19 protein-coding genes are annotated in these 21,021 nt (G+C 72.0%); 8 read left to right on the top strand and 11 right to left on the bottom strand.

Annotation, left to right across the window (positions count from 1 at the left end; genetic code table 11):
• Nucleotides 1-44 precede the first annotated feature (44 nt).
• Nucleotides 45-1,205, top strand: coding sequence for an N-acetylmuramoyl-L-alanine amidase (locus SM452_RS25035; protein ID WP_463840816.1), 1,161 nt, complete (start codon nucleotides 45-47; stop codon nucleotides 1,203-1,205).
• An 8-nt stretch (nucleotides 1,206-1,213) separates the two neighbouring features.
• Here SM452_RS25035 and SM452_RS25030 read toward each other — a convergent pair whose 3' ends face one another.
• Nucleotides 1,214-1,879 (bottom strand): GNAT family N-acetyltransferase, encoded by a 666-nt coding sequence (locus tag SM452_RS25030; RefSeq protein ID WP_013289377.1) that lies wholly within the window; start codon nucleotides 1,877-1,879, stop codon nucleotides 1,214-1,216.
• 282 nt (nucleotides 1,880-2,161) lie between these two features.
• Between SM452_RS25030 and SM452_RS25025 the strand changes: the two genes are divergently transcribed.
• Both SM452_RS25025 and SM452_RS25020 read left to right on the top strand, forming a co-directional pair.
• Nucleotides 2,162-3,475, top strand: a complete 1,314-nt coding sequence (locus tag SM452_RS25025) for an aminotransferase-like domain-containing protein (RefSeq protein ID WP_355509498.1) — start codon at nucleotides 2,162-2,164, stop codon at nucleotides 3,473-3,475.
• A 7-nt stretch (nucleotides 3,476-3,482) separates the two neighbouring features.
• Nucleotides 3,483-4,475, top strand: coding sequence for a D-alanine--D-alanine ligase family protein (locus tag SM452_RS25020; RefSeq protein WP_463840815.1), 993 nt, complete (start codon nucleotides 3,483-3,485; stop codon nucleotides 4,473-4,475).
• 2 nt (nucleotides 4,476-4,477) lie between these two features.
• Here SM452_RS25020 and SM452_RS25015 read toward each other — a convergent pair whose 3' ends face one another.
• The 9 genes from SM452_RS25015 to rpmH all read right to left on the bottom strand — a co-directional run bounded on the left by SM452_RS25015 (nucleotide 4,478) and on the right by rpmH (nucleotide 13,520).
• Complete coding sequence (locus SM452_RS25015) at nucleotides 4,478-5,344, bottom strand: hypothetical protein (protein WP_463840814.1); 867 nt, start codon at nucleotides 5,342-5,344, stop codon at nucleotides 4,478-4,480.
• Nucleotides 5,345-7,095: 1,751 nt separating this feature from the next.
• Nucleotides 7,096-8,136, bottom strand: a complete 1,041-nt coding sequence (locus SM452_RS25010) for a ParB/RepB/Spo0J family partition protein (RefSeq protein WP_355509501.1) — start codon at nucleotides 8,134-8,136, stop codon at nucleotides 7,096-7,098.
• A 27-nt stretch (nucleotides 8,137-8,163) separates the two neighbouring features.
• On the bottom strand, nucleotides 8,164-9,501 hold the full coding sequence (locus SM452_RS25005; RefSeq protein WP_315985915.1) for a ParA family protein: 1,338 nt from the start codon (nucleotides 9,499-9,501) through the stop codon (nucleotides 8,164-8,166).
• Between the two features lie 245 nt (nucleotides 9,502-9,746).
• Nucleotides 9,747-10,508: a 16S rRNA (guanine(527)-N(7))-methyltransferase RsmG gene (rsmG, locus tag SM452_RS25000; protein ID WP_463840822.1), complete on the bottom strand. Its 762-nt coding sequence runs from the start codon at nucleotides 10,506-10,508 to the stop codon at nucleotides 9,747-9,749.
• Nucleotides 10,509-10,849: 341 nt separating this feature from the next.
• Entirely contained in the window at nucleotides 10,850-11,437 is a 588-nt protein-coding gene (locus tag SM452_RS24995) for a Jag family protein (RefSeq protein WP_355509503.1), read from the bottom strand.
• A gap of 211 nt (nucleotides 11,438-11,648) precedes the next feature.
• Nucleotides 11,649-12,650, bottom strand: coding sequence for a membrane protein insertase YidC (gene yidC, locus SM452_RS24990; protein WP_262012908.1), 1,002 nt, complete (start codon nucleotides 12,648-12,650; stop codon nucleotides 11,649-11,651).
• A complete protein-coding gene (gene yidD / locus SM452_RS24985) occupies nucleotides 12,651-12,890 on the bottom strand; it encodes a membrane protein insertion efficiency factor YidD (RefSeq protein ID WP_013477538.1) in 240 nt (79 codons plus the stop codon).
• Nucleotides 12,891-12,934: 44 nt separating this feature from the next.
• Nucleotides 12,935-13,348 carry a ribonuclease P protein component gene (gene rnpA / locus SM452_RS24980; RefSeq protein WP_262012907.1) on the bottom strand — a complete coding sequence of 138 codons (414 nt, stop codon included), beginning with the start codon at nucleotides 13,346-13,348 and terminating at the stop codon, nucleotides 12,935-12,937.
• Nucleotides 13,349-13,382: 34 nt separating this feature from the next.
• A complete protein-coding gene (gene rpmH, locus SM452_RS24975; RefSeq protein ID WP_013289388.1) occupies nucleotides 13,383-13,520 on the bottom strand; it encodes a 50S ribosomal protein L34 in 138 nt (45 codons plus the stop codon).
• Nucleotides 13,521-14,096: 576 nt separating this feature from the next.
• Between rpmH and dnaA the strand changes: the two genes are divergently transcribed.
• From dnaA to SM452_RS24950, 5 genes are all read left to right on the top strand, one after another.
• Entirely contained in the window at nucleotides 14,097-15,929 is a 1,833-nt protein-coding gene (dnaA, locus tag SM452_RS24970; protein WP_269697865.1) for a chromosomal replication initiator protein DnaA, read from the top strand.
• A 1,061-nt stretch (nucleotides 15,930-16,990) separates the two neighbouring features.
• Complete coding sequence (dnaN, locus tag SM452_RS24965; protein WP_463840813.1) at nucleotides 16,991-18,124, top strand: DNA polymerase III subunit beta; 1,134 nt, start codon at nucleotides 16,991-16,993, stop codon at nucleotides 18,122-18,124.
• Nucleotides 18,125-18,163: 39 nt separating this feature from the next.
• Nucleotides 18,164-19,036, top strand: coding sequence for a phosphogluconate dehydrogenase (NAD(+)-dependent, decarboxylating) (gene gnd / locus SM452_RS24960; protein ID WP_269703327.1), 873 nt, complete (start codon nucleotides 18,164-18,166; stop codon nucleotides 19,034-19,036).
• A 16-nt stretch (nucleotides 19,037-19,052) separates the two neighbouring features.
• Nucleotides 19,053-20,183: a DNA replication/repair protein RecF gene (recF, locus tag SM452_RS24955; protein ID WP_013473313.1), complete on the top strand. Its 1,131-nt coding sequence runs from the start codon at nucleotides 19,053-19,055 to the stop codon at nucleotides 20,181-20,183.
• Nucleotides 20,176-20,781, top strand: coding sequence for a DciA family protein (locus SM452_RS24950; RefSeq protein WP_402812862.1), 606 nt, complete (start codon nucleotides 20,176-20,178; stop codon nucleotides 20,779-20,781). The genes recF and SM452_RS24950 overlap by 8 nt, the downstream gene beginning before the upstream one ends.
• On the opposite strand, the gene SM452_RS24945 is transcribed toward SM452_RS24950, so the two are convergent.
• Nucleotides 20,772-21,011 carry a hypothetical protein gene (locus SM452_RS24945; protein WP_013283216.1) on the bottom strand — a complete coding sequence of 80 codons (240 nt, stop codon included), beginning with the start codon at nucleotides 21,009-21,011 and terminating at the stop codon, nucleotides 20,772-20,774. The genes SM452_RS24950 and SM452_RS24945 overlap by 10 nt on opposite strands.
• Nucleotides 21,012-21,021: the final 10 nt, after the last annotated feature.

Genomic DNA, 21,021 nt, shown 5'->3' with positions numbered 1-21,021 from the left:
CGTCGGAGTTCCGGTCCGCCAACGTCCGTGCAGAGGGGGTCGTCGTGCGTCCGATCCGACCCGGTGACCAGGGACCGGCGGTGGCCGAGATCCGTACCGTCCTCGCCGGCCTGGAACTTCTCCCCGCCGAGGCCGGAGGCGACGACTACGACGCCCAGACCGAACGCGCGGTACGGGCCTTCCAGCAGTCCCGCGGCCTCAGCGTCGACGGGCGGGTCGGCGCCGAGACCTGGCGGGCGCTCGACGCGGCCCGCTGGCGGTTCGGCGCCCGCGCGCTCTACCACGCCGTACCCGAGCCGCTGACCGGCGAGGACGTCCGCTCGCTCCAGGAACGCCTGCTGGAGATGGGGTACGACGTGGGCCGCGCCGACGCCATCTACGGCATCCGCACCTCCCGCGCGGTGGCGCAGTTCCAGCGGGAGATGGGCCTGAAACCGGACGGCTCGTGCGGGCCGCACACCGTCAACGCGCTGCGCCGCCTCGGCCGCAAGGTGGTCGGCGGGCGCCCGCAGTGGCTGCGCGAATCCGACGCCATCCGGCAGGCCGGTCCGACGCTCGTCGGGCGGACCGTGGTGATCGACCCGGGGCACGGCGGCACCGACCCGGGAGTGGTGGTGCCCGACGGCACGCTGCGCTGGACCGAGGCGGACCTCGTGCACGACCTCGCCAGCCGGCTGGAGGGGCGGCTCGCGGCCGCCGGCGTACGGGTGCAGCTCACCCGGGGCCCGTCGCCCGGCGTCTGCCTGCCGGACGCGGACCGGGCCCAGCTCGCCAACTCCCTCGGCGCCGACGTGTTCATCTCCCTGCACACCGACGGGCACGCCAACCCGGAGGCCGAGGGGGTGGCCACCTACCACTACGGCACCGACAACGGCGTCACGTCGGCCACCGGCGAGCGCCTCGCCGGGCTCGTGCAGCGGGAGATCGTGGCCCGCACCGGGCTGCGCGACTGCCGTACCCACGCCAAGGCGTGGGAGCTGCTGCGGCTCACCCGGATGCCCGCGGTACGCGTCGAGGTCGGCTACCTCACCTCACCGGACGACAGGGGGCGGCTCGTCGACCCGCGTTTCCGGGACCGGGTGGTCGAGGCCATCGTGGCCGGCGTGCAGCGGATGTACCTGCCGATCGAGCGGGACGTGCCGACCGGCTCGATCGACGTGAGCGAGCTGCGGGCGATCGTGGCCGCCGGCACCGTCGTCGACTGAGCCGCGACTCAGCTCGTCGAGCGGGTGGCGGGCGCCGGGCGGACCGGCCGCAGCAGCGTCTCCGGGCTCATCGAGCCGAGCAGCTTCTCCAGCGCGTACTCGACGTCCGACTTCCAGCTCAGCGCCGTCCGCAACTCCAGCCGCAGCCGGGGGTAGCGGGGGTGCGGCCGGACCGTCTTGAAGCCCACCGAGAGGAAGAAGTCGGCGGGCGCCACGCACGCGCGCGCCGGGTCGTCCGCGTCGTCGCCGAACTTGGCGTCGCCGAACGCCTCGATCGCCTTGATGCCGCGCTTGGTCAGGTCGCGGGCCACGCCCTGCACCAGCATCCGGCCCAGGCCGCCGTCGGCGAAGGCGGGCACCACGTGCGCCGTCATCAGCAGCGCCGCGTCCGCCGAGACCGGCGAGGTGGGAAACGCCATCGAGCGCGGGACGTACGCCGGCGGGGCGTACATGACGAAACCGGCCGGCATGCCGTCGACGTAGACGAGCTTGCCGCAGGAACCCCACTCCAGCAGCGTCTGGGAGACCCACGCCTCCTTCTCCAGGCCCGGGTCACCGGCCGCACAGGCCCGCTCCGCGGAGACCGGATCCAGCTCCCAGTAGACGCAGCTGCGGCAGGATCGAGGCAGGTCCTCCAGCGTGTCCAGGGTCAGGCTGACCAGACGTCGCGACATGAGCGCACCCCACCACTAGGCTCGGAGCGCCGGTTCCTCCCGCGCCCTCCTGCTCCCGACGAGCGATCGTACGCCCCTGTCCGGCGGTACGGGAGGGAACGCGCGAGCCCTCGCCCGGACGGCCGACGGCGGGTCCGGGATGTGGACGTGTCCACACGGCCGGTGCCGCGACCGTCACCGGGGACTACGATCGACCAACCGGCCCCCGCCGCCAATGGATGTCGGCATCGCGGGTACCACACCGGGCGGCAGCCCCGCCGACACCCGATCGAGGTGATGTCCATGACCGGCACGACGCTCGACGACTACACCGACCGGTACGCCCGGCGCGTCCGCGGGATGACCGCCTCGGAGATCCGGGCACTCTTCGCGGTGGCCAACCGGCCGGAGGTCGTCTCGCTCGCCGGTGGGGCCCCCTACATCGCCGCGCTGCCGCTCGACGCGGTGGGCGAGATGCTCGGCCGGCTCGGCTCCGAGCACGGTGCCACCACCCTCCAGTACGGCGTCGGCCAGGGTGCCCCTGAGCTGCGTGAGCGGATCTGCGAGGTGATGTCCCTGTCCGGGATCGACGCCTCCTGCGGCGCCTCACCGGAGGACGTGGTGGTCACGGTCGGCGGCCAGCAGGCCCTCGACCTGGTGGCCCGGCTCTTCCTGGACCCGGGTGACGTGGTGCTCGCCGAGGGCCCGACGTACGTCGGCGCGCTCGGGGTGTTCCAGGCCGCCCAGGCCCAGGTGGCCCACGTGCCGATGGACGACGAGGGGCTCATCCCGGAGGCGCTGGAGGTGGCCATCGCCGACCTGGCGCGCGCCGGCCGGCGGGTGAAGTTCCTCTACACCATCCCCACCTACCAGAACCCCGCCGGCGTGACGCTGAGCGAGGATCGGCGCGAACGGGTGCTGGACATCTGCGAACGCGCCGGTCTGCTCGTGGTGGAGGACGACCCGTACGGTCAGCTCGGTTTCTCCGGTGAGGCGCCCCGGCCGCTGCGGGCCCGGCGGCGCGACGGGGTCTTCTACCTGAGCACGTTCTCCAAGACGTTCGCGCCGGGCCTGCGGGTGGGCTGGATCCTGGCCCCGCACGCGGTCCGCGACAAGCTGGTCATCGCCAGCGAGGCGCAGATCCTCTGCCCGAGCGCCTACGCGCAGTCGGCCGTCTCGACGTACCTCGGCACCATGCCCTGGCGGCAGCAGCTCAAGGTCTACCGCGAGGTCTACCGCGAGCGCCGGGACGCGCTGCTCGACGCGATGGCCGACCTGATGCCGGAGGGCACCACCTGGACGAAGCCGCAAGGCGGCCTGTTCGTCTGGGCGACGCTGCCCGACGGGCTCGACTCCAAGGCGATGATGCCGCGGGCCGTGGCCGCCCGCGTCGCGTACGTGCCGGGGACCGGCTTCTACGCCGACGGCACCGGCGCCGGGAACATGCGGCTCAACTTCTCCTTCCCGACGCCGGAGCGGATCCGCGAGGGCGTGCGCCGGCTGGCCGGGGTGATGGAGCAGGAGATCGCCATGCGCAAGGTCTTCGGCGCGGTCGGCGGTGCCGGACCGCGCCGCCGCCAGGGCGGCTCGGACGCGCCCGGCCCCGACTTGGCATGATGCCCGCATGTCCGACAGCCCCGCCGCACCGCCTCCCGTGACCGGATCCGCCGTCGACGAGCTGCACGTGCTCGTACTCGCGGGCGGCCTCTCCTACGAGCGGGACGTCTCCCTGCGGTCGGGCCGCCGGGTGCTCGACGCGCTGCGCGCTGTGGGCGTCGAGGCGGAACTGCGCGACGCGGACGTGGCGCTGCTGCCCGCCCTGACCGCCGACCCGCCGGACGCGGTGGTGATCGCCCTGCACGGCGCCACCGGCGAGGACGGCTCGCTGCGCGGCGTCCTCGACCTCTGGGACGTGCCCTACGTCGGCTGCGACGCCCGGTCGTCCCGCCTCGCCTGGGACAAGCCGTCCGCCAAGGCAGTACTGCGCGAGGCGGGCATCCCCACGCCCGACTGGGTGGCGCTGCCGCACGACCGCTTCTCCGAACTGGGCGCGGTGGCCGTCCTCGACCGCATCGTCGACCGCCTCGGGCTGCCGCTGATGGTCAAGCCGGCGCAGGGCGGTTCCGGACTGGGCGCCGCCGTGGTCAGGGAGGCGGCGTCGCTGCCGGCCGCCATGGTGGGTTGTTTCGCGTACGACCAGACCGCGCTCGTGGAACGCTACGTACCCGGAATGGACGTGGCGGTCTCCGTGCTCGACCTCGGCAAGGGGCCGCAGGCCCTGCCCCCGGTCGAGATCGTGCCGCGCAACGGCGTCTACGACTACGCGGCCCGCTACACCGCCGGGCGTACCACCTGGCACGCGCCGGCCCGGCTCGACACCGCGACGACCGCCCGGGTGACCGAGGTGGCGCTCGCCGCGCACACCGCGCTCGGACTGCGCGACGTGTCCCGGGTCGACCTGATCGTCGACGCCGGCGGCGACCCGCACGTGCTGGAGGTGAACGTCTCCCCGGGCATGACCGAGACGTCGCTCCTGCCGCTGGCGATCCAGGCGGCGGGGCTGGACTTCGGCCGGGTCCTCGGCACGCTCGTGACCCGGGCCGCCGCCCGCCGCTGACCTCAGCTCTCCCGGGTACGCGCTGCGTCCGGCCGGTCGCTCTCGTCTCCGCTCTCGTCCCCCGCCTTGTCGTCGCCTGCGCTCGTCGGTGCGCTGCCCGGCGCGGTTTCCGGCGCCGGGCCGGCCTGCGGTGCCGGGTCGGGCTTCGACGGGCCCGCCGAGGGGTCTGAGACGTCCGCTGCCGCGTCGGACTCGGGGATCTCGTCCGCTGCCTCGATCACCGAGACGGACTCCTCCTCGGGCTCCTCAACGGCGTTCGCAGGGGAGGTCGCGGAGAGACTCGACGGCGCCTGCCATTGGATGCGCGGCGGCTCGGCCAACGGACGACCACCGAACTCGGCGAGCCATGCGGCCACCATGGCGAGGTTCTCCCGCCACTGGTCCTCGGAGATCGGCGGCAGGATCGAGTCCCACAGCGACAGGAACGTGCCCCGCAGTTGCAGCCGCCCGTACGGCCGGGCCAGGAACCACAGGTGCAGGTGCGCCGAGCCGTCGCCCCACCGGTTCACGTGGACCCGGGCCACCCCGTCGAGCGAGCGCACGGCCCGCTCCAGGCGGACGGTCATCACGCCCAGTTCGGCGGCGAGCAGGTTCGGCAGGTCGCCCAGATCCAGGTGGGAACGCGACTCCAGGATCAGGACCATCGGCAGGCCGGTGGGCCGGTCCATGGCGCGGACGCGCCACCGCTCACCGACCCAGATGTACGCCTCGTCGGGCGCGTTGCAGGCGGTGCACTCCCGGTCCGCCTCGCCACGGCGGGGAGGTTCGAACGGTACGGGCTCGTCGAGCTGCTTGACGCGGAGATCGCCCTCGAAGGGGAAGGACGGCCACTGGGTGAAGTCGGGAACTGAGGGAGGGGTGTCCGGCACGACGCTGACCCTAACCGAGTTGGCGACGCCTGTCCCTACCTGTTCCACTGGCCGCCCACCGGTTGTCCACCGCGTTGTCCACAGGCTGCCGAGATCACCAGCACAGCGCGTCATGCACTGCTCAGCAAGGGTTTCCTCGCTTCGTTTCACGTGAAACGGGGAGTGCCTGTGGACAACCGCTGTGGATAACCTCGAGTATCTCCGGGCCCGTTCTTCCAACGATCCGGCGACCGATCCGCACCGGGTGTCGGCGGCTCCTCGTAGCCGTTTCACGTGAAACGGCGGTTGCGCGTCGGCGTGCTTCTCGGCTCGGTGACTCGGCGCGCTGACGCCGGGCCGGCCTCGTACCGTGACTGAGCCCTCGGCGGGTGCGGCCGATCGAACGAGGCGCCGCGGGGCGACGGGCGGAAGGTAAGTCGACAGACGAACCATCCGGCGGTTGTTCGTTGGAAACGGACCGGGCCGCGCGGATCTCGAGCCGGGCCGATCACCGCTCGGCTTATGGCCGCCGGCACCGCGCCTCATCGCTTGTACTCGGACAGCCGGGACTCGATCAGATGAGGGTCGGGTCGGTCGCCGCGTTTCACGTGAAACAGCAGGCGGGTCCGAGCCGACCGGCCGAGCCCGAGCGGGCCACACGGCCTCGGGGTTTCCGGGCGGTCGCTGATCGGGCTCGCCGCCCTGGAGTCTGCGACCACCCGGTCCGGTGCGCAGAGAGTTGGTAGGTCATTCGAGGGGGGCGCCGACGACTCAACGGGAAGCCGTCCCCCGGGAATGCTGAGCCGGGCCGCACGCCTCGGCCCGTTGTCCGGGCTCCTCGCGAGAGTCCTCGGCTCGGCGGTCCCCGGTCCGGCGGTCCCCGGCTTCGTCCGCTCCCCGGCTTCGTCCGCTCCCCGGTTCGGCCGCTCTCCCGATTGAGCACTCACTGGTTCGGCATTACTCGGTTCGGCACTCCTCGGCTCAGCGACCCTCGGCCGGCGCTCCCCGGTTCGGCGGAGCCCGGCTCAATGCGCCTGGATCGCTCACATGCGCGATCGGATCGGGCTCTTCATAGCGACTCCTGCGCGACCGCCACGGCCGGGTGTGCTCAGCCCTGCGGCCCGCCGGCGTCGTCATCCTCCGTTCGCCCGTGCCCTGGCTCAGGGCTTGTCGGACCGAGACCACGTCACTCAGGGACAGGCCGGCACGCTGGCCCGGGCAGGGCGGCCCGACGGCTCGACGGGCTTTCCGGCGCAGAACCGGTTCGCGTTCGATCGGTCGGCGACACCAGCAGGCGGCTAGACGGGGTGCGTCGCGCGGAACGCTCGAGTCGTTCAAGGAACGGCTTCCGTCTGAGCCGTCGCCGTCAGCCCTTCTGCCAGACCAACGAAGTGGGCGCTCACCGACTCGTCACCGCCGAAGGCGGCCCTCGGCACCTTTGCGCACTACGCCCTCGCGTACTCGGCCGCTCAGCGCTCGGGCGCGCGGCGTGCTACCAATCAGCAGCGCGGAGAGTGGGTTCACCCACGCCCCATCTCCCAGTCACCGGTTCCCGTTTCACGTGAAACGCGGAGCGAAGCGCGACAGCCCAAGCCCGGCCCGTCGACGGAAACGGCAATGACTTCCGAGGGGTCGTTCTCTCCGTCGACCGGAATCGCCACGACCCATCGCCGCCGCCAGAACGAACGAGCGGCACCGAACCAACCCGGATACAGATCCGGCCGCATCCCCTCATCGGGATGCGGCCGGATCGACAAACGGAGAAGGAAGGACTACGCCTCGGGCGTCCCGTCCTCGCTCATGCCGATGATCCCGACGATCCGCTCCAGGTCGTCGACGGTGGCGAACTCGATCGTAATCTTGCCCTTGCTGCGGCCGATGTCGACCTTCACCCGGGTGTCGAACCGGTCGGAGAGCCGGTCCGCGAGATCGGTGAGCGCCGGGGCGTGCGGCTTCGGCCGACGCTTGGCGGCGGCCGACTTCGCCGGCTCCTCGGCGAGCGCCAGGTGCACGAGTTCTTCGGCGCCGCGTACGGTGATGCCCTCTCGGACGATCCGCTCGGCGAGTGCCTCCTGCGCCTCGGCGTTGTCGAGGCTGAGCAGAGCCCGGGCGTGACCGGCGGAGAGAACACCGGCGGCGACGCGGCGCTGCACGGCGGGCGGCAGATTCATCAGCCGGATCGTGTTGGAGATCTGCGGACGGCTGCGGCCGATCCGCCGGGCCAGTTCCTCGTGTGTGGCGCCGAACTCCTCCAGCAGTTGCTGGTACGCCGCCGCCTCTTCGAGCGGGTTGAGGTTGGCGCGGTGGATGTTCTCCAGGAGCGCGTCCCGGAGCATCGCGTCGTCCTTGGTGTCCCGGACGATGGCGGGGATGGTCTCCCGGCCGACCGCCTGGGCGGCACGCCAGCGCCGCTCGCCCATCACGAGTTCGAACTTGTCGGGGTCGAGCTGGCGGACCACGATCGGCTGAAGGAAGCCGACCTCCTGGATCGAGGTCTTCAGTTCCTCCAGCGCCTCCTCGTCGAAGACGTGCCGGGGCTGCTTCGGGTTCGGCACGATCGCGTCGACCGGAATCTCCGCGAAGCGCGCGCCGGGCACCGGGCTCAGCTGCGGCTCGGGCTCGGCGGCCGGCGACGGGGTGCTTGCGACGCCACCGGTGATGGCAGCAGTCGCACCAGCGGCCGGAGCCGCCGGCGACGCGGCAGCCGGCGACGAGTCCGGTTCGGTGGCCGCCGGTTCAGCGCCCGGTACCGGGCCAGTGGGGATGAGGGCGCCGAGCCCTCGGCCCAGTCCGCCGCGGGGACGGTTCTTCATGCGACGCCTCCCAGCGACATCTCCGCACTACGCATTCCGGCTCACCGGCTCCTTGACGCCTCGCTCCGCGATCTCCTGGGCGGCCTCGAAGTAACTCGTGGCTCCCCGCGAACCGGGATCGTAGGTCATCACCGACTGGCCGTAGCTCGGCGCCTCGGAGACACGCACGTTGCGGGGGATGACCGCCTGAAGCACCTTGTCGCCGAAGTGGTTCCGGACGTCCTGCTCCACCGCGTCGGCGAGCCGGGTACGCCTGTCGTACATGGTGAGCAGGATGGTGGAGACCTCGAGCTTCGGGTTGAGGTGCTGACGAACCAGGTTGATGTTGTTTATGAGCTGGTTGAGGCCCTCCAGCGCGTAGTACTCGCACTGGATCGGGATCAGCACCTCCTGCGCGGCCACGAGCGCGTTGACGGTCAGCAGGCCGAGCGACGGCGGACAGTCTATGAAGACGTAGTCGAAGTGCCCCGGGTACGCGGCGATGGCCCGCGCCAGGCGCGACTCCCGAGCCACCACCGAGACGAGCTCGATCTCGGCGCCGGCCAGGTCGATGGTGGCCGGTACGCACCAGAGGTTCGGGATGCCCTCGACGGCCTGGGCCACCTCTTCGAGCGGCACGCTGTCGATCAGGCAGTCGTAGACGTCGGGCACGCCCGTGTGGTGCGGCACGTTCAGACCGGTGGAGGCGTTGCCCTGGGGGTCAAGGTCGACCACGAGCACCCGGTTGCCGTGCAGCGCGAGCGCCACGGCGAGGTTCACGGTGGTGGTCGTCTTACCCACGCCGCCCTTCTGGTTGGCGACGCACATCACCCGGGTCCGGTCAGGGCGCGGCATGGTGACCTCGCCACTGGGATTCAGGATCTGCACGGCGCGCATCGCCTCCATAGCCAACGGTGGATCATCCTCTTCGCGCGTCGGGGTTTCACGTGAAACGTACGTGCTGGCGTCTACCTCGTCCCCGTACCCGTCTGCCTGTGGCGTGTCGGACGGCGCCACGGTGGCCTCGGGGGCGGCCTGGTACGGCACGGCCGAGACGGGCGGCTGGGGTTCGTAGCGGGTGGGTACGGCGGCGTTCGCCCGCACCGCGGGCGGGCGCGGGGTCGGTGCGTTCACCGGACCGTCGGCCGGATCGAGCGGATCGCGGGCCGGCGGTACGTTCGCAGGCGCGGACGAGACGGGGCGCACCGGCCCGCCGACCGACGGTTCCCGTCGCTTGGACGGCTGCGCCGGATACGGGGAGGCCGGTTCGCCGGACTCGTTCACCGTCCACTCCTGGTAGTTGGTTTCACGTGAAACGGGGTCGGCGGAGGGCTGGCCTCCTGGTCCGGTCAACCGTGGATCGTCGTACCTGCCGTCGTCATGCACCTGTCATCCCTACCCGCTCCGGATGGTCGGTCCGCACCCGTCGAATCGCGTCCGCGCCTCGCACGGCGCCGTCGGCTCGGCGGGAACCATCGGGTTCGGGTGCCGCCCGGCACCGCCGTTCCACACTATCGACGCGCGGTCAGCCTACGGCCGACGGGCGCGGTGGGTCCATGTCGGGTTGCGATCGATCGCGTCACGCCCACCGGTCCAACGACCGGACCGGGCGTGCGGAATGGCGTACCCGCTCAGCGGTCGCCGCGACGGCGACCGCCACGCGACCGCTTCGGCTTCTTGGGACGGCGCGGGTTGACCACGCGCTCCCGGACCACCTCGACCACAGTCGCCGGGGGGTCGATCACCCCTTCGCCACAGCGGTGCAGTTCCGGGGTCCCGCCGCCGAGGCGGACCACGGCCTCGGTGTGCTCGGTGATCTCGTCGGCCGCCGAGGCGCCCTTGAGCGCGACCAGCCGTCCGCCGGGAGCCACGAGCGGCAGGCACCAGGAGGCGAGCCGGTCCAGCGGGGCCACCGCGCGGGCGGTCACGATGTCGGCGCTCAGCGGCTCCCGGTCGCGCGACCCGGCCGCCGCCTCCTCGGCCCGCCCACGGAAGACACGCACGTCCCGGGTCACGCCGAGGCGCTGCACCGCCTCGATCAGGAAGGCGGTCCGCCGGGCCAGCGGCTCCACGAGCGTCACGGTGAGGTCGGGGCGCGCGATCGCCAGCACCAGACCGGGGAGCCCGGCGCCGGAGCCGACGTCGATCACGCTGGCTCCCTCCGGGATCCGTTCCGCCACCACCGCGCAGTTGAGCAGGTGCCGCTCCCAGAGCCGCGGCGTCTCGCGGGGCCCGATCAGGCCGCGAACCACGCCGTCGGTGGCGAGCAGTTCGGCGTACGCGGCGGCCAGGTCGAGCCGGTCGCCGAACAACGCGCGGGCGGCCTCCGCCAGCTCGGGCGGCAGCGTCGCCGTCGCCGGGTCGGGGGCACCGGCGTCGCCACCACCGTCCACGAGGGACGGTCCGTCCGCCGACGGTTCCGCGAAGACCGGGTCGGCCGCCGCGGCCGGAGCCGCCGGTGCCACGTCCGCCGCCGGCTCACCGGAGAAGGCGGGCATCACGTCCACCGCCGGGTCTGCGGGCTCGACCCCGGGCACCACCGCCGGCTCGCCGGAGAAGGCGGGCTCGCCGGGGTCGGTCACGGCCTTTCCCGGGTACGCGGGGTCGGCCGGCCCGTCGTCGTCGGAGAAGACCGGGTCGACAGTGGGGTCGGGGCGCACAGCCGACGGCCCGGGCGGCATACCGCCCGGGCCGGTCACGGCTCCTGCCGTCGTCTCGTCGGAGATCACGGACCTCAGTCCACCGGCCGGACGACGATGCGGCGGTTGGGCTCGACGCCCTCGGACTCGCTCTCCACCCCGCTCATCGCGTTCACCACGTCGTGCACGCACTTGCGCTCGAACGCGGACATCGGCTCCAGGCGCACCGGCTCACCGTGCTCCTTGACCTTCTCGACCGCGTTCTTCGCCACGGCGGCCAGCTCCTTGCGGCGGGCGGCCCGGTAGCCGCCGACGTCGAGCAGCAGCCGGCTCGGCGTGCCGGTCTGGCGGAACACGGCCAGCCGGGCCAGTTCCTGGAGCGCCTCCAGGGTCGCGCCACGCTGGCCGACCAGGTTCTGCAGCTGGCCACCGACCACCTCGACGACCGGGCGGCCACCCGACACCAGCTCGTCGATGTCACCGTCGTAGTCGAGGATGTCCAGCAGACCCTCGACGTAGTCGGCGGCGATCTCGCTCTGCCGGAACAGGTCGCTCTCGGCCGGGGCCTTCTTCTCCCGGGCCTCGCCCGCGGCGTCCTCGGTCTCGGTGGCGGCGGTAACGGGGGTCTCCTCGTCCAGGGACTGGTCGGCGCTGGGGATGCTGGTCTCGGTCACGGGTCTCATCTCCGTACTCGCTCGGCCGGACCGTCGGGGGTCCGCTGGTCTCCCGGGGCCGGCGGGAGGTTCGCCGGGTGCCCTCGGGCACGTCTGTACGGGCCAGTTTCGCCCGTGTCCGCGCTCCGCGCGGTGATTCCGGCCCGGCGCCGACTCCTCGGATGGCAGCACGCGGCCGGAACGGGCCACCGCCGACGTCGCCGACGGTGGCCCTGTGGGCTCAGCCCTGTCGCTTGGCGGGCTTGCTGCCACCCTTCTTCGGGTTGACCGGCTTGGCACCAGGCTTCGGGCCGGCCACCTTCGGCGCGGCGGCCGGAGCCTTCGCCGGCGGCTGGGCCGCCTTGCGGCCGAACAGGCCACCGGCCTTGGCCGGCTGCACCGGGTTCTTGCCGGAGGTGCTCTTGGCGGCGCTGGTGCTCTTCGCGGTCGGCGGCGGCGGGAACTTCCGCAGCACCCACTGCTGCTGGCCGAGCGTGAAGAGGTTGTTGGTGACCCAGTAGATGATCACACCGATCGGGAAGATCGCACCCGAGATCAGCAGCGACAGCGGGATGCCGTAGAGCATCAGCCGCTGCACCATGCGCTGCTGCGGGTCCTCGGCCCACCCGGTCTTGAGGATCATCTGACGGCTGGTCAGGTAGGTGGTGGCGATCATGATCAGCACCAGGATGCCGGCGACCACCTTGACCGTGCCGGTGTTCGCACCCAGCCGGCTCAGTTCCTCGGCGGTGGAGCCGAACTTGCCGGAGATCGGCGCGGTGAACAGCGTCGCGTTGGAGGCGCTGTTGAACTGGTCGACGGTCCAGCCGTACAGGGTCTTGCCCTGGTTGTCGGGGCTGAGGCGGCGCAGCGTGTGGAACAGGCCCAGGAAGACCGGGATCTGGAGGAACATCGGAAGGCAGCCCATGAGCGGGTTGGCCTTTTCCTTCCGATAGAGCTCCATCATCTCCTTCTGGAGCGTCTCCCGGTCACCCTTGTGCTTCTCCTGGAGCTCCTTGACCTTCGGCTGGAGCGCCTGCATGGCACGCTGCGACTTGATCTGCTTGACGAAGACCGGGAACAGGATCACCCGGACCGTCACCACCAGGAAGACGATGGCGAGGATCCAGGCCCAGTTCGTACCGATCACGGCCCCGACCGGAACTCCGATGGCGTCCCAGGCCGAGTGCCAGGTCAGCAGGATCCACGAGATCGCGTAGTAGATCCAGTCGAGACTAAACACTCAGGCTCCAGTCACGTCGGAACGGCGGCGGTCGCCCGGCTCCGGAACCGGGTCGTGTCCACCAGGGTGGAAGGGGTGGCAGCGCGACAGCCGACGGACCGTCAGCCAGGCGCCCCGCAGCGCACCGTGCCGGGACACCGCCTCCACGGCGTAGGCACTGCACGACGGGTAGAACCGGCAGCGGGCCGGCAGTGCCGGACTTATCCACCGACGGTACGCGATGATGGGCGCCAGCAGCATGCGGGCACCGGTTGTGGGCGACGGAGTCGCCGTCGTCGGGCCGCTCACCGCGACCGCCGTCCGCGGGGGGCCCGCGCGGCGGCGATGGCCGCGTCCAGGTCGGCCCCGAGCCGGGTGTACGTCGCGTCGGCCGATGCGGGCAGCGCGCGTACCACGAGGGTGGTGCCGGCGGGCAGCTCGGCCAGCCGCTCGCGGACCAGGTGCCGGAGCCGGCGGCGGACCTTGTTGCGGACCACAGCGCCGCCGACGGCCTTGGACACGACGAAGCCGGCGCGGCTCGGTGCGGAATTCTCCGCACCGATGCTTCGCGCCGGCTCCGGCGAGAGTGTCGCGGTGGTGCCGATCGGCTCGGGGATGGTCAGGTGGACCACGACGGCGCCACGGCCGACGCGTCGGCCACCGCGAACCGCTGCGGCGAAGTCGCTACTGCGCCGCAGTCGTTGCGCGGCGGCCAGCACGACTGCCCACGTCCCCGGACCGGACCTGTCGGCGTCAGGCCGACAGGCGCGCGCGGCCCTTGGAGCGACGGGTCGAGATGATGGCGCGGCCGGCACGGGTGCGCATGCGCAGCCGGAAGCCGTGGGTCTTCGCGCGCCGGCGGTTGTTCGGCTGGTAGGTGCGCTTGCTCACGTCAGGCTCTCCGTTGTCGTACGCCCCGCGCGGCGGATCGCCCGGGGTCGTGTGCTGGTCCAGATCACCTGTCGGTGACCTCCGATCGGCGCTGCCGTGACACGCTCCCCGGCGATGCGGGGTGACAGCCACGGACAGCAAGCATCAATCACCCTAGCAGAGGGCGAGAGAGCAGCCGCTCCAGCCTACGCAGGGGCGCAATGACCGTCAAACGTCACACTCGGGCGTCCGACCTGCGGGCAAGCGCGACCGAAGGGGCGGTTTTCACTGATGTTGCCAAGGTCGTCAGGGTGTCGCCGGTTGATGCTGTGGGGTCCGCGCTGTTAGCGTGCGCGATTGCGGTCGGCGTCGGGGGTCCGGGGTTTGTCGCCGATCGGCAAGACCGGACACGCTGTTGAATCGTTCGGCACGGTGAACCCGCTTCAACGCCTCCGTGGATCGAGGGGGGCAGGTCCGACCCGCGTCCGGTGGGCGGCCACAATCGGTCGGTACACAGGCTGTGGATAACTTGTGGATGACGACCGGTCAGCCGTCCGGGCGGGCGTGAGAAGGAGCAGGCGAGGGGGTGGCACGACGGTGACCGGAGCGACCGACCTTGCCGCGGTGTGGACGGCGACCACCGACGAACTCGCCGACGAGATCATCTCCGCGCAACAACGGGCGTACCTCCGGCTCACCCGCCTGCGGGCGATCGTCGAGGACACGGCGCTGCTCTCGGTGCCGGACGCCTTCACCCGGGACGTGATCGAGTCCCGGCTCCGCCCGGCCATCACCGAGGCGTTGAGCCGCCGGCTCGGCCGGCCGATCCAGGTGGCGGTCACCGTGCGGGTCGCCGACGACCCGAATGCCCGCCCGGCCGGCACCGTCTACCGCAGCAGCCCGGAGCCGCTGCCCGAGCACGACGGCGCCGCCCCGCTGCCCGGCTTCGACCAGCCCGGCCCGCCCGCCTCCGCCCAGGCCTTCCCGTCGCCGCGCCCGGAACCCGGGTACGCCGAGGCCGGATATGGCGAACCGCGCCCGGAGCAGCCGCTCGACGAGCCGGCCCCGCGGCAGCGGACCGCCGACGGCGGCCGCCCGCACCTCATCCCGGCCGGCCGGGACGCACAGGACACGCTCTTCAGCGCCGCGTTCGCCGAGCCGGTACGCACCGCGCCCGAGCGCCGCGCCTTCGACGAGCGCACCCGCATCGAGCCGCCCGTGCCCGACGCCGGCGGATACGAGCCCCGCTACCGGGAGAGCCCGCCCGCCGACCCCGCGCCGATGCGCGGCCTGCCCCGGGACGGCGCCACCGACAACGGCCCCGGCCGGGGTGGCGCCGACCACCACCGCCCGGGAGGCGGCCAGGCCGACCGGAGGCTCCCCGGCGGTACGGAGAGCGGCGGCAACCGGCTCAACCCGAAGTACATGTTCGAGACGTTCGTCATCGGCTCGTCGAACCGGTTCGCGCACGCCGCGAGCGTGGCGGTGGCCGAGTCGCCGGCGAAGGCGTACAACCCGCTGTTCATCTACGGCAGCTCCGGGCTGGGCAAGACCCACCTGCTGCACGCCATCGGGCACTACGCCACGACGCTCGGCAACGCGCGCTCGGTCCGGTACGTCTCGACCGAGGAGTTCACGAACGACTTCATCAACTCGCTGCGCGACGACAAGACGAGCGCGTTCCAGCGCCGCTACCGGGACGTGGACATCCTCCTGATCGACGACATCCAGTTCCTGGAGAACCGGGAGCGGACGCAGGAGGAGTTCTTCCACACCTTCAACACGCTGCACAACGCCAACAAGCAGATCGTGATCACCTCTGACCGCTCGCCGAAGCAGCTGGCGACGCTGGAGGACCGGCTGCGTACGCGCTTCGAGTGGGGTCTGCTCGCCGACATCCAGCCGCCGGACCTGGAGACGCGGATCGCGATCCTGCAGAAGAAGGCGGCCCAGGAGCGGCTGTTCGCCCCGCCGGACGTGCTGGAGTTCATCGCGTCCCGGGTGTCGAACTCGATCCGCGAACTGGAGGGGGCGCTGATCCGCGTCACCGCCTTCGCCAGCCTCACCCGCTCGTCGGTCGAGCTGTCGCTGGCCGAGGAGGTGCTGCGGGACTTCATTCCGGACGGTGCCGGCCCGGAGATCACCGCGGACCAGATCATGGTGTCGACGGCCGATTACTTCGGTGTGAGCCTGGAGGACCTGCGCGGCCATTCCCGCTCCCGGGTGCTGGTGAACGCGCGCCAGGTGGCCATGTACCTGTGCCGGGAGCTGACCGACCTGTCGCTGCCCCGGATCGGGCAGGCGTTCGGCGGCCGGGACCACACGACGGTGATGCACGCGGACCGCAAGATCCGTCAGCAGATGGCGGAGCGGCGCTCGCTCTACAACCAGATCGCCGAGCTGACGAACCGCATCAAGCAGAACACCTGACCGCCCCACCCTCGCACTGCCCTCGCGTCCCTCCCCGCTCCCGCCGCCCTCCCCGCTCCCGCCACTCCAGCGGTGATCAAGGAGGGCGGACGCGCGAACGTCCCCGCAGATCTTGGAAGCTTGGCGCCCTCATAGGGGCCGTTTCCTATCAAGATCTCGCCGGAGCTGAGCGCCGCGCCTTGACCGGGGTGATCGGCGGCCACGGGGACCCCTCACCGCTACGTCCCGCCCCTCGCTCTCGCCCACCGCCCTCCCCGTCGATCATGAAGTTGGCGGCGACAAACCGGACGCGAAACGCCGTCAACTTCATGATCAGCTGAAGCAGGGCGGGCGGAGCCGCGGGTGGCAAGTAGCCGACAGCGGGGAACTGTTGACCCTCGACCCGGTGGAGGGCCCAGGATCTGTCGTGTGTTCGTCCACAGCTCGTACCCGTTGTCCACAGCCCCTGTGTCACAGGCGGTGGACAACCACGCTTCGCACTCGGCCGGTTACCCACAGACTGTGGACAACTCCTGGGGACGACGCTGTGGACGCCTGGGGACGACTGTCCCGTTGTCCCCAGACAGCGACCAGCCTGTGGGCGAGCTGTTGAAGGTTCTGGGGACGACGGCTGTGGACGTCTCCGGCGCTGTCCACAGCGCTGGGGAGAAAACCGGTGGATTACCGGTGGACAACCGGTGGACAGCCGTGGAAAACCCGGCGGCCGGCGAGGGCTGTGGACCGGGACACGAGTTTTACCCCTGGTTCTCCACAGCCAAACCACCGGTGGATAACGTGTCTGACCTGCGCGGACGGCGGTTCTCCACAGTTTGCACAGGTGCGATGAAGACGATGAGTTATCTCTTCTAAACAACAAAAACCAATCATCACCGTTGGACTTCCTGTGGATCGGGCCGGAGCACTGCCGCCGGCAGTCGCCCGGGGCACCTGGATCCACGGGGTCGGGCGCACAGCCGATGCCCCAGCGCCTTAAGGTGCGATGGGTACCCGCACGGTCGGGCGGGACGGGTGGCAGCGGTCGGCATGAGAGAGTTGTCGCTGACGTCGACGCGGAGGCATTGATGAAGTTCCGAGTGGAGCGCGACGCGCTCGCCGAGGCGGTCGCGTGGACCGCCAAGAGCCTGCCCAACCGACCCTCCGTACCGGTGCTGGCCGGGGTGATGCTCCGCGTCACCGACGGCAACCTGCAGGTCTCCGGCTTCGACTACGAGGTCTCCAGCCAGGTGACGGTCGAGGTGCAGGGTGACGCGGACGGCGCCGCCCTGGTCTCCGGCCGCCTGCTCGCCGAGATCACCAAGGCCCTGCCGGCCAAGCCGGTGGACATCGCCGCCGTCGGCGTCCACCTCGAACTGGTCTGCGGCAGCGCCCGGTTCACGCTGCCCACCATGCCGGTGGAGGACTACCCGACGCTGCCGGAGATGCCGGAGAGCGCCGGCACCGTCGACGCCGCCGCGTTCGCCTCCGCCGTGGCCCAGGTGGCTGTGGCCGCCGGCCGCGACGAGACGCTGCCGATGATGACCGGCGTCCGGATCGAGCTGAGCGGCAGCACCATCGCCATGCTGGCGACCGACCGCTACCGTCTTGCGCTGCGCGAGATGGAGTGGAACCCGGACGACCCGGAGATCAGCCTCAACGCGCTGGTGCCGGCCCGTACGCTGCACGACACCGCGAAGGCGCTGGGCCCGCTCGGCGGCCACGTCACCATGGCCCTGTCGTCCAGCAAGGCCGGCGAGGGCATGATCGGCTTCTCCGGCGGCACCCGCCGGACCACCAGCCGGCTGCTCGACGGCGCCAACTACCCGCCGGTGCGCTCGCTGTTCCCGGCCGACCACAACGCCGAGGCCCGCGTCGCCGTCGCCGCGCTCATCGAGGTGGTCAAGCGCGTCGCGCTGGTCGCCGAGCGCACCACCCCGGTCCTGCTCAGCTTCAGCGCCGACGGTCTCGTGGTCGAGGCGGGCGGCACCGAGGAGGCCCGGGCCAGCGAGGCCATGGAGGCCACCTTCAGCGGCGAGCCGCTGACCATCGGGTTCAACCCGCAGTACCTCATCGACGGTCTGGCCAACCTGGGCGCGCAGCACGCCCTGCTCCGGTTCGTCGACGCGTTCAAGCCCGCGGTCATCTCCCCGGCAGGCGAGGACGGCGAGGTCATCCCGGGGTACCGGTACCTCATCATGCCGATCCGCGTGTCCCGCTGATCGCAGCAGCACGACCCTGACGTACGGAGGTAGGAGCAGATGCAGCTCGGCCTGGTAGGACTCGGCCGCATGGGCGGCAACATGCGGGAGCGGTTGCGCGCCGCCGGGCACGAGGTGGTCGGCTACGACCACAACCCGGAGATCAGCGACGCCGCGAGCCTGGCCGAGCTTGCCGAGAAGCTCCAGTCGCCCCGCGCGGTGTGGGTCATGGTCCCCGCCGGCGTCACCGACGCCACCATCGACGAGCTCGCCGGTGTGCTCGGCGAGGGCGACATCATCATCGACGGCGGCAACTCCCGGTTCAGCGACGACGCCCCGCGCGCCGAGCGGCTGAACGAGCAGGGCATCGGCTACATCGACGTCGGCGTGTCCGGCGGCGTCTGGGGCCGGCAGAACGGGTACGCGCTGATGGTCGGCGGCGCGCAGGAGCACGTCGAGCGGCTGATGCCGATCTTCGAGGCGCTCAAGCCCGAGGGCGAGTTCGGCTTCGTGCACGCGGGCCCGGTCGGCGCCGGCCACTACGCCAAAATGGTGCACAACGGCATCGAGTACGGCCTGATGCACGCGTACGCCGAGGGCTACGAGCTGCTGGCGGCCTCGGAGCTGGTGACGAACGTGCCCGGCGTGTTCAAGTCGTGGCGCGAGGGCACGGTGGTCCGGTCCTGGCTGCTCGACCTGCTGGACCGGGCGCTCGACGAGGACCCGGAGCTGGCCGAGCTGAGCGGCTACACCGAGGACACCGGCGAGGGCCGCTGGACCGTGGACGAGGCGGTCCGGCTCGCCGTACCGCTCAACGTCATCACCGCGTCGCTGTTCGCCCGGTTCGCCTCCCGGCAGGACGACTCGCCCGCGATGAAGGCCGTCGCCGCGCTGCGCCAGCAGTTCGGCGGCCACGCCGTCCACAAGCGCTGACCGGTATCCACAGGCTGTGTACGTCCGCCGGCTCGAACTGGTCGACTTCCGCTCGTACGAGCGCGTCGGCGTCGACCTGGAGCCGGGGCCGAACGTGCTCGTCGGCGCGAACGGCGTCGGCAAGACCAACCTGGTCGAGGCGCTGGGCTACGTGGCGACCCTGGATTCGCACCGGGTCGCCACCGACGCGCCGCTGGTGCGGATGGGCGCCGCGTCGGCGGTGATCCGCTGCGCCGTGGTGCATGAGGGCCGGGAGCTGCTGGTCGAGCTGGAGATCGTGCCGGGCAAGGCCAACCGGGCCCGGCTCGGCCGGTCTCCGGCCCGGCGTGCCCGGGACGTGCTCGGCGCGCTGCGCCTGGTGTTGTTCGCGCCGGAGGACCTGGAACTGGTCCGCGGCGATCCGGCCGAACGCCGCCGCTACCTGGACGACCTGCTGGTCACCCGCCAGCCCCGCTACGCCGGTGTCCGCGCCGACTACGAGCGGGTGGTCAAGCAACGCAACGCGCTGCTGCGTACGTCGTACCTCGCTCGGAAGACCGGTGGCACGCGCGGCGGTGACCTGTCGACGCTGGCCGTGTGGGACGCGCATCTGGCGCAGCATGGCGCGGACCTGCTCGCCGGCCGCCTGGAACTGGTGGCCGCGCTGACCCCGCACGTGGCGAAGGCGTACGACGCGGTGGCGGCCGGCCGCGGCGCGGCGGGCATCGCGTACCGGCCCTCGGTGGAACTGCCCGAACCCGGCGCGGACCGCGCGGCGCTGGCGGAGGCGCTCGCCGCCGCGCTCACCGCGAACCGGGCCGCCGAGATCGAGCGCGGCACCACGCTCGTCGGCCCGCACCGCGACGACCTGGCGCTGACGCTCGGCCCGCTGCCAGCCAAGGGGTACGCGAGCCACGGCGAGTCCTGGTCGTACGCGCTGGCGTTGCGGCTGGCCGGGTACGACCTGCTGCGCGCCGACGGGATCGAACCGGTGCTGGTGCTCGACGACGTCTTCGCCGAGCTGGACACCGGCCGGCGGGAGCGGCTGGCCGAGCTGGTCGGCGGCGCCAGTCAGCTTCTGGTCACCTGCGCGGTGGACGACGACGTGCCGGCGACGCTGCGCGGCACCCGGTACGCGGTGGGCGAGGGGACGGTGCGGCGTGCCTGATGACGAGGTGCAGCTCCCGCCCGCACGGCTCGGGCCGGGACGCGACGCGCGTACCCCGGAAAAGCCCGCGGGCGGTGAGCCGGCCGCGAACCTGCCGGAGGGCTCGACCGGGCCGGAACTGGCCCGGGCGGTGCTCGACGCGGCGAAGGCCCGGCGGCAGGCGGCGGCTCCGCGACGGCGCGGCGCGGTCCGCGGCGACGGCGAGAAGCGGCTGCGCGGCTACTCCGGCCCGGGTCCGGACCCGCGCGACCCGCAGCCGCTCGGCGTGGTGCTGGACAAGCTGATGAAGGCGCGGGGCTGGCAGAAGCCGGCGGCCGAGGCGACGGTGTTCGGCGCGTGGGAGAAGGTGGTCGGCCCGGAGGTCGCGCAGCACAGCCGCCCGGTCAAGCTGGAGGACGGCGAGCTGACGGTGGAGGCGCGTTCGACGGCGTGGGCGACCCAGTTGCGCCTGCTGGCGGGCTCGCTGTTGCAGCAGATCGCCCGCGAGGTCGGCCACAACGTGGTGCGCAAGCTGCACATCCACGGGCCGGCGGCGCCGTCGTGGTCGCGCGGCCCCCGACGGGTACGCGGGCGCGGCCCCCGCGACACCTACGGCTGACCGACGCCCCCCGAGCGCCGCGCCTCACGCCTGGCGCGCTTGAGTTCGCGCTGCTCACGGCTCCACTGCTTGCGGCGCTCCAGGTCTTCCTTCCACGCGTCGCGGGCCAGCTTCGAGCCGCCCTGCACCGCGCCCTGCACCTGGGACGGGCCGGCGAGGTTGCGGAACACCCAGCCCAACAGGCGGCCACCCTTGCCGGAGGCGTCGCCCACCTGCTCGTCGTCGCTCATTCCGCCGCCT

The sequence above is a fragment of the Micromonospora sp. SYSU B005 genome, from assembly GCF_055362685.1.
This window is presented reverse-complemented; position numbering and strand designations above follow the sequence as displayed.